Below are 8,768 nucleotides of genomic sequence, written 5' to 3'. Positions count from 1 at the left end.
GAGCACTGCAGCGCGAAGTCCAGCGCGACCTCCATCCCCAGGTCACGGGCGGCGGCCACGAACGCGTCGAAGTCCTCCAGCGTGCCCAGCCGCGGGTGCACCGCGTCGTGGCCGCCCTCCGGGGAGCCGATCGCCCACGGCACACCCACGTCGTCCGGGCCGGGGGAGAGGGTGTTGTTGCGGCCCTTGCGGAACGTGGTGCCGATCGGGTGGATGGGCGGCAGGTAGACCACGTCGAAGCCCATCGCCGCGATCGCCGGCAGCCGCCGCGCCGCGGTACGGAACGTGCCGTGCGGCTCCTGCGCCGTGCCCTCCGACCGCGGGAAGAACTCGTACCAGGAACCGAACAGCGCCCGCTCCCGCTCCACCAGCAACGGCAGCGGATCGGACGCCGTCACCAGGTCCCGCAGGGGGTGCCGGGACAGCACCGCGTCCACTTCCGGGGTCAGGGCCGCCGCCAGCCGGGACGCCGGGGGGCGGGAGTCGTCGCGCAGCGCCGCCACGGCGGCCAGCAGCACGTCGCGGTCGGTGTCCCCGGGGACACCCTCGGCGGCCCGCTCGTACAGGCGCGCGCCCTCCTCCAGGACCAGGTCCGTGTCCATCCCGGCCGGGATCTTGATCTCCGCGTGGTGGCGCCAGGTGGAGATCGGGTCGCCCCACGCCTCCACGGTGTACGTCCACAGGCCCGGCTCGCCCGCGGTGACCGTGGCGCCCCAGCGGTCGGTGCCCGGGGTCAGCTCCCGCATCGGCGTCCACGGGCCGGGCCTGCCCTGCGGGTCGGTCAGGACGACGTTCGCGGCCACCGCGTCGTGGCCTTCACGGAACACGGTGGCCGAAATCTCGAACGACTCCCCGGTGACCGCCTTCGCGGGGCGCCTGCCACCCTGGACGACCGGGCGGACGTCCAGGACCGGTATGCGGCCCACGGCCGTGGCGTCGGGGCGGTACCGGGGGACAGGTGGTGCCGGGGCGGCGGGCGCCCACGGCGTCACGGGCGGCCGGCCGGGCTGGTCGGCCGCACGGTTGATGTCGGGGTCGGGGGTGGTGCCGCGCGGTGGCGACGACTGGTGCTTGGCGGGCATGACCGCTCCTGTCCGCGTCGAACAGTGGTGGGCGGATGGTTCTGGGGAGGTGGGTCCTGCGTGTCCTGCTGGTGCGGTGGTACCTGCTGGGTTACCCGGAGGAGCCTTCCCATCCACTTCGGGTGGGCAATCCGGCGCTTTGTTAACTCCTCGCGCGGATGTCTACTCGGAGGGCAGGCCCTTTCCGGGCAAAGAACGGCCCGGTCCCGGCGGCACCCCTTCCCACCAGGCAGGGGCGGGGGTTCGCTCCCCCAGTGCGCCGGGTTCGACCCCTACGGGCTCCCAGAGTTCCCGTGTCGGCGGCACCCACGCCGGTACTGTCGTGCGGGACGCAGACCGCGTCATCTCCAACGCGCCGAGGTGGAATGTGAAGGCGATCCGTCGATTCACCGTCCGTCCCGTCCTCCCCGAACCCCTCCGGCCCCTGAGCGATCTGGCTCGTAATCTGCGCTGGTCCTGGCATGCCGAGACCCGCGAACTGTTCCGGTCCGTCGATCCCGAGCAGTGGGACGGCGACCCCGTGCGGCTCCTGGGCTGTGTGTCGCCGGGGCGGCTCGCCGAGTTGGCCCGTGACACCGCCTTCCTGGAACGGCTCACGGCCGTCGCCGACGACCTGCGGGAATACGTCGGAGGCACCCGCTGGTACCAGGAGCAGTCCTCGGATTTCCCCGCCGCCGTCGCCTACTTCTCCCCCGAGTTCGGCATCACCGCGGCCCTGCCGCAGTACTCCGGCGGGCTCGGCATCCTCGCCGGCGACCACCTGAAGGCCGCCAGCGACCTCGGGGTGCCGCTCGTGGGCGTCGGGCTGCTGTACCGGCACGGGTACTTCCGGCAGTCGCTGTCCCGGGACGGCTGGCAGCAGGAGCACTACCCCGTCCTCGACCCCAACGAGCTGCCGCTCACACCGCTCGAGGAGGCGGACGGCACCCCCGCGCAGGTCGTCCTCGCCCTGCCCGGGGGGCGCTCCCTGCGGGCCCGGATCTGGCTGGCCCAGGTCGGCCGGGTCCCGCTGCTGATGCTGGACTCCGACGTCGAGGAGAACGACCTCGGCGAACGCGGTGTCACCGACCGGCTCTACGGCGGCGGCAGCGAGCACCGGCTGCTCCAGGAAATGCTGCTCGGGATAGGAGGCGTACGGGCCGTGCGGACGTACTGCCGGCTCACCGGGCACCCCGCACCCGAGGTCTTCCACACCAACGAGGGCCACGCCGGATTCCTGGGCCTGGAGCGCATCGCCGAGCTGTGCGACCAGGGCCTCGACTTCGACGCCGCCCTGGAGGCGGTGCGGGCCGGGACCGTGTTCACCACGCACACCCCCGTGCCGGCCGGCATCGACCGGTTCGACCGTGAACTGGTGGCCCGGCACTTCGGGCCGCAGGCCGAGCTGCCCCGCATCGACGTCGAGCACATCCTGCGGCTCGGCATGGAGACCTATCCGGGCGGCGAGCCCAACCTGTTCAACATGGCGGTCATGGGGCTGCGGCTCGGGCAGCGCGCCAACGGGGTGTCGCTGCTGCACGGCAAGGTCAGCCGCGAGATGTTCTCCGGGCTGTGGCCGGGCTTCGACCCCGACGAGGTGCCCATCACCTCGGTGACCAACGGCGTCCACGCGCCCACCTGGGTGGCGCCCGAGGTGCTCCGTCTCGGCGCCCGGCAGATCGGCGACCGGCGTGCCGAGGAGGCGCTGACCGTCGGCGGCTCCGACCGGTGGGACTCCGTCCAGGACATTCCCGACCAGGACATCTGGGACCTGCGGCGGTGCCTGCGCGAGCAGCTGGTCGCCGAGGTGCGGCGACGGCTGCGGGCCTCCTGGCGGCAGCGCGGCGCGGGCACGGCCGAGCTGGGGTGGATCGACGGGGTGCTCGACCCCGACGTGCTGACCATCGGCTTCGCCCGGCGGGTGCCGTCGTACAAGCGGCTGACGCTGATGCTGCGGGACCGGGACCGGCTGATGGAGCTGCTGCTGCACCCCGAGCGGCCCGTGCAGGTCGTCGTCGCCGGCAAGGCGCACCCCGCCGACGAGGGCGGCAAGCGGCTCATCCAGGAGCTGGTGCGGTTCGCCGACGACCCGCGGGTGCGGCACCGGATCGTGTTCCTGCCCGACTACGGCATGGGCCTCGCGGAGAAGCTCTACCCCGGCTGCGACATCTGGCTGAACAACCCGCTGCGGCCCCTGGAGGCGTGCGGCACCAGCGGCATGAAGGCCGCGCTCAACGGCTGCCTCAACCTGTCGGTGCTGGACGGCTGGTGGGACGAGTGGTTCCAGCCCGACTTCGGCTGGGCCATCCCCACGGCCGACGGCGCCGGCACCGACCCGGACCGGCGCGACGACATAGAGGCCGAGGCCCTCTACGACCTGCTGGAGCGGCGGGTCGCGCCGCGCTTCTACGAGCGCGGGCACAGCGGGCTGCCCGACCGCTGGATCGAGATGGTCCGGCGCACGCTGTCCCTGCTCGGGCCGAAGGTGCTGGCGGGCCGCATGGTCCGGGAGTACGTCGAGCGGCTCTACGAGCCCGCGGCCCGCGCGCACCGCGCCATGACCCCGGACGCCGCCCGCGCCCTCGCCGCGTGGAAGGCCCGGGTGCGCGGCGCCTGGCACGACGTGACCGTGGACCACGTGGAGACGTCGGCGGCCATGGACACCGCCGAGCTGGGCACGACGCTGGCGCTGCGGGTGAGGGTCGGGCTCGGCGGGCTCGGACCGGAGGACGTCGACGTGCAGGCCGTGTCGGGGCGGGTGGACTCCGAGGACCGCATCACCGACGCCACGTCGGTGCCGCTGAAACCGGCGGGCGGCCCCGACCAGGACGGACGCTGGGTGTACGAGGGCCCGCTCTCCCTGGACCGCACCGGCCCCTACGGCTACACGGTCCGCATCCTGCCGGCGCACCCGCTGCTCGCGTCGAGCGCGGAACTCGGCCTGGTGGCGGTCCCGTCGGACGACGTGGTGGAGGCGGCGGGGGTGCTGATGCGGTGAGTCAGCCGGTGAGGTCCTTCTCGCACAGCTGCCGCAGCACGCTCCCGCACCTGCGGGCGTAGGCGTGCTGGAAGCCCCGCGTCGCCGGGCCGCCCGCCTTCGCGTACCACTTGGCCGGGCGGCTGAACGCGGTCACGGTGAGCCACACCGTGCCGTCGCCCGTGCGGTCCACGACGAAGGACTCCTCGCCGCACTCCGGGTGGCCCGGCAGCGTGCCGTACGCCCAGCCGGCCCGGCGGGGGTCCTCCACCGTCCAGACCACGCGGCAGGGGGCCTTGATGACACCGGCCAGGGTCACGGTGACGTCGACGCCGGGGGCGGCACGGTCCGCGCCCGCGCGGATGCCGACGCCGAGGGCGCGGTGCATCTCCCAGGTGAGGACCGCGTCCGCCGCCCGGAGGAAGACGCCGTGGCCCTCCCCGAGGCGGGTGCGCACGTGCAGGGAGTGGAAGCCCGGCGGGCAGAAACCCTGCTCCCGGGTGGCGCCGACGTCGTCGTACGTGAAGGACATGGGGCCCAAGCGTAGGGCGGCACCCGCAGCCACGGTGCTGCGGGTGCCGCCCGCCCGGCGCGGGACGGTCAGGCGACGTTGACGGCGGACCAGGCCGCGGCCACCGTCCGGTACTCGGTGCTGGTGGAGCCGTACAGCGCCGACGCCGCGTTCAGGGTCGCCGTGCGGGCGCCCGCGTACTTCGTCGTCGACGTCATGTACGTGGTCAGCGCCTTGTACCAGATCTGCAGCGCCTTGGCGCGGCCGATGCCGGTGACGGTGGCGCCGTTGTAGGTGGGCGAGTTGTAGCTCACGCCGTTGACGGTCTTCGCTCCGCTGCCCTCGGCCAGCAGGTAGAAGAAGTGGTTGGCGACGCCGGACGAGTGGTGCACGTCCTTGTTCGCCAGGGTGGAGGACCAGTAGTCGGCGGAGCTGCCGTCCTTGCTGGGCTTGTCCATGTAGCGCAGCGGCGTGCCGTTGCCGTTGATGTTGATCTTCTCGCCGATGAGGTAGTCGCCGGCGTCGGAGGCGTTGTTCGCGAAGAACTCCGCGCCCGTGCCGAAGATGTCGCTGGTCGCCTCGTTCAGGCCGCCGGACTCGCCCGAGTAGTTCAGGCCCGCGGTGTTGGAGGTGACGCCGTGGGTCATCTCGTGGCCGGCGACGTCCAGCGAGGTGAGCGGGCGGGTGTTGCCCGAGCCGTCGCCGTAGGTCATGCAGAAGCAGCTGTCCGACCAGAAGGCGTTGACGTAGTTGTTGCCGTAGTGGACCCGCGAGTAGGCGGCCCTGCCGTCGTTCCTGATGCCGCTGCGGCCGAAGGTGTTCTTGTAGAAGTCCCAGGTCACCTGGGCGCCGTAGGCGGCGTCCACGGCCGCGGTCTGGTCGGTGGCCGAGCCGGAGGCCACACCGGTGCCCCACACGTCGTCCGCGTCGGTGAACAGGGTGCCGGTGCCCGAGGTGGCGCGGGCCAGGTTGTTCGTCCTGTGTCCGCCGCGCGTCGGGTCGTACAGCTGGTACGCCGAGCCCGACAGGGTGGTTCCGAGGGTGACGGTGCCGGAGTACAGGCTCTTGCCGCTGCCGGTCTCGATGCCCTGGTACTCGTACAGCTTCTCGCCTGTGGTGGCGTCGGTGACGACGTGCAGTTCGTTCGGGGTGCCGTCGTCCTGGAGGCCGCCGACGACGGTCTCGTAGGCGAGGACGGGTGTGCCGCCGGCCGCCCAGACGACCTTGCGCGGGGCCTGGCTCGGCTCGGTGTCCTCGGAGCCGGCTCTCTCGGCGAGCGTCACCGCCTGCCGCTCGGCCCTGGCCGCGGGGACGGCGGGCTTGAGGGAGGCGACCTTGATGGCGGCCTTCGTGGCCTTGGTGACGCCCTTGGTCTCGCCCGACTTCGCGGTGTGGACGACGAGGTCGCCGCCGAGGACCGGCAGGCCGTCGTAGGTGCGCTCGTAGCGGGTGTGGACCGTGCCGTCGACGTCCTTCACGACGTCCTTGACGAGCAGCTTCTCCTTGGCGCCGAGGCCTATCCGGCGGGCCGTGTCCGGCGCGGTCTGCTGCTGCTGCCGGATGAGCGAGGTGCGCGCGGCGTTCGACAGCAGCATCGGCGCGGCGGCGAGGGCGGGCCGCTCGGCGGCGTCGGCCGTGCCCCGGGCGCTGGCGGTGGTGGTCAGCGCGGTGGCGAGGAGGGCGCCGGCCGCGACGGTGGCGGCGATGGCCGGCGTGATGCGCCTGCGGGGCGCGGAGTGGGGAGACACACAAGCTCCTTCGTGGGGGAGGTCCGGCCCGTGCGGGGGCGGCGGGCCGGAGTGGTGGTGAGGTTGTGCGGCGGTGACCGAAGACTGGCATTTGCGGCGCGTACATGTCATGACCCCGAAGTGATGTTGGCCGAAAACCGTCACCGGGGTGAAGGATGCGCGTACGTGGAGAGACGTGACCTCGGTAAAGGCCCAACAGGACGGGCGTATGGACTTGGCAAAAAAGGGCGCCGGCCCGGGGAGTCGAACCACCGGGGCGGCGCCCTGTCCTGGCGGGCCCGGTGCTCTACGGGAAGGTCAGCTTCCAGCCGTTGAGGTGACCGGTGTCCTGCGCCGCCTGGTCCTGCATCCGCAACTGCCAGGTGCCGTTGGCGACTTCGGTGGAGGCGTTGACCGTGAACGTCTGGTTGACGTTGTCCGCCGAGTCCGTGGAGCTGAAGCCCTTCAGGCGGTACGCGGTCCCGTCCGGGGCCAGCAGGTCGATCACCAGGTCACCGCGCCAGGTGTGCACGATGTCCACCGCGACCTGGAGGTTGCTCGGCGCGTTGCCCGTCCGGCCCGACACGGTGATCGACGAGGTCACGGCCGGGCCGTTGTCCGGAATCGCCACGTCGGCGGTGTTCTCGAAGGACGTGCCGCCACCGCCGCCGCCGCCGGAGCGCGAGCCGACGTTGACGCCCGCCCACGCGTCCTGGACCGCCTTGTACTCGGCGCTGGTCGTGCCGTACAGCTCACCGGCCGCCGCGAGGGTGCCGGTGCGGGCGCCCGCGTAGTTGGTGGTCGACGTGAACTTCGTCGTCAGCGCGCGGAACCAGATCTTCTCCGCCTTGGCGCGGCCGATGCCGGTGACCGGAAGGCCGTCCGAGGTGGGCGAGTTGTAGGTGACACCGTTGATGGTCTTGGTGCCGCTGCCCTCGCTCAGCAGGTAGAAGAAGTGGTTGGCCGGGCCCGAGGAGTAGTGCACGTCGATCGAGCCGATGCCCGAGTACCAGGCGTCCTTGGAGGAGCCGTCCCTGCTGGGCTTGTCCATGTAGCGCAGCGGGGTGCCGTCGCCGCGGATGTTGATCTCCTCGCCGATGAGGTAGTCACCGACGTCGGAGGAGTTCGCCGCGTAGAACTCGACCGTCGCGCCGAAGATGTCGCTGGTCGCCTCGTTCAGGCCGCCGGACTCGCCCGAGTAGTTCAGGCCCGCGGTGTGGGAGGTCAGGCCGTGCGTCATCTCGTGCGCGGCCACGTCGATGGAGGTCAGCGGGTTGGCGTTGTTCGCGCCGTCGCCGTAGGTCATGCAGAAGCAGCTGTCCGTCCAGAAGGCGTTGACGTAGTTGTTGCCGTAGTGCACCCGCGAGTAGGCGGCGGCGCCGTCGCCGCGTATGCCGCTGCGGCCGTGCACGTTCTTGTAGTAGTCCCAGGTCAGCGCGGCCCCGTAGTGGGCGTCGGCGGCGGCCGACTCCAGGTTCGACGGGCTGCCGTTGCCCCACACGTCGTCGGGCCCGGAGAACAGGGTGCCGGTGCCCGAGGTGGCGCGGTTGAGGTTGTGGGTCCTGTGCCCGCCGCGCGCGCCGTCGGTCAGGGTGTACGTCGACCCCGACTGGGTGGTGGTGAGGGGGACCGTACCGCTGTAGACCGTGTTGCCGGTGCCGGTCTCGACGGCCTCCCACTCGTACAGCTTCTCGCCCGTGGTGGCGTCGGTGACGACGTGCAGCTCCTGCGGGGTGCCGTCGTGCTGGAGCCCGCCGACGACCGTCTCGTACGCCAGGACCGGCTTGCCGCCGGCCGCCCAGATCACCTTGCGGGGCGCGCGGTTGACGTCGGAGTCCTTGGCCTTCTCGGCCTTCGCCGCGTCCAGCGCCTGCCGCTCGGCGTCGGCGGCGGGCACCGCGGCCTTCGTCGTCGCCGGCTTCACGGCGGCGCGGGTGGCCTTCACGACGCTCTCGGCCGCGCCCGACGCCGAGGTGGCGACCACGAGGTCGCCGCCGAGGACCGGCAGGCCGTCGTAGGTGCGCTCGTAGCGGGTGTGCACGGTGCCGTCGCGGTCCTTGAGGACGTCGCGGACGACCAGCTTCTCCTTGGCGCCGAGGCCCAGGTCGCGGGCGGTCTCCGCGGTGCCGGCGTCGGCCTTGCGGATCAGCTCGGCCCGCTGGGCGGGGGACAGCCGCACGGATTCGGAGCCGGGGGCCGCCTTCGGGGCCTGCTCGGGTGCGGCGGTGGCGGTGCCGGTCTGCACGGCCGCGGCGATCAGCGCGGCGACTCCGGCGAGCGCGACGGCCGCGGTGCGGCGGCGCGGGGTGGGCACGGTGTGGGAGGTGCGTCTGTGGGAGGACCTGCTGCTCAACACTGACTCCTTCTGCGTGGCCGCGGATCGCGCGGCCGGGGAGACCGGTCGGCGGGTGGGCCGGCCGGGCACAGCGAGGTGGTACGCAGAACCACGTGCGGGAGCTTCGGCCGCGGCACACAGCACGGGGTGGCGGAGC

5 protein-coding genes are annotated in these 8,768 nt (G+C 72.5%); 1 reads left to right on the top strand and 4 read right to left on the bottom strand.

All coding sequences use genetic code 11. The annotated features are described in order from the left end of the window. Nucleotides 1-1,082: maltotransferase domain-containing protein (locus AB0M97_RS17240; RefSeq protein ID WP_365961686.1), on the bottom strand; the 1,082-nt coding region annotated here is incomplete at its 3' end. 367 nt (nucleotides 1,083-1,449) lie between these two features. Here AB0M97_RS17240 and glgP point away from each other — a divergent pair. Then, nucleotides 1,450-4,059 (top strand): alpha-glucan family phosphorylase, encoded by a 2,610-nt coding sequence (gene glgP, locus AB0M97_RS17235; protein WP_365961692.1) that lies wholly within the window; start codon nucleotides 1,450-1,452, stop codon nucleotides 4,057-4,059. Nucleotide 4,060: 1 nt separating this feature from the next. Here the strand turns inward: glgP and AB0M97_RS17230 are convergent, their stop codons facing one another. The 3 genes from AB0M97_RS17230 to AB0M97_RS17220 form a co-directional block, all read right to left on the bottom strand. Further along, complete coding sequence (locus tag AB0M97_RS17230) at nucleotides 4,061-4,570, bottom strand: DUF1990 domain-containing protein (RefSeq protein ID WP_365961685.1); 510 nt, start codon at nucleotides 4,568-4,570, stop codon at nucleotides 4,061-4,063. A gap of 68 nt (nucleotides 4,571-4,638) precedes the next feature. After that, entirely contained in the window at nucleotides 4,639-6,297 is a 1,659-nt protein-coding gene (locus AB0M97_RS17225; RefSeq protein ID WP_365961684.1) for a M4 family metallopeptidase, read from the bottom strand. A 286-nt stretch (nucleotides 6,298-6,583) separates the two neighbouring features. Further along, the gene (locus AB0M97_RS17220; protein ID WP_365961682.1) at nucleotides 6,584-8,629 is read right to left on the bottom strand and encodes a M4 family metallopeptidase; all 2,046 of its coding nucleotides are present in this window, start codon (nucleotides 8,627-8,629) and stop codon (nucleotides 6,584-6,586) included. Nucleotides 8,630-8,768: the final 139 nt, after the last annotated feature.

This window comes from Streptomyces sp. NPDC051207 (assembly GCF_040682395.1).
In the GTDB taxonomy this organism is placed as follows: Bacteria; Actinomycetota; Actinomycetes; order Streptomycetales; family Streptomycetaceae; genus Streptomyces.
This window is presented reverse-complemented; position numbering and strand designations above follow the sequence as displayed.

What these genes read in the sequence shown, in the direction of transcription:
- AB0M97_RS17230 (WP_365961685.1), bottom strand. Translation starts at nt 4,570, where the DNA reads ATGTCCTTCACGTACGACGACGTCGGCGCCACCCGGGAGCAGGGTTTC.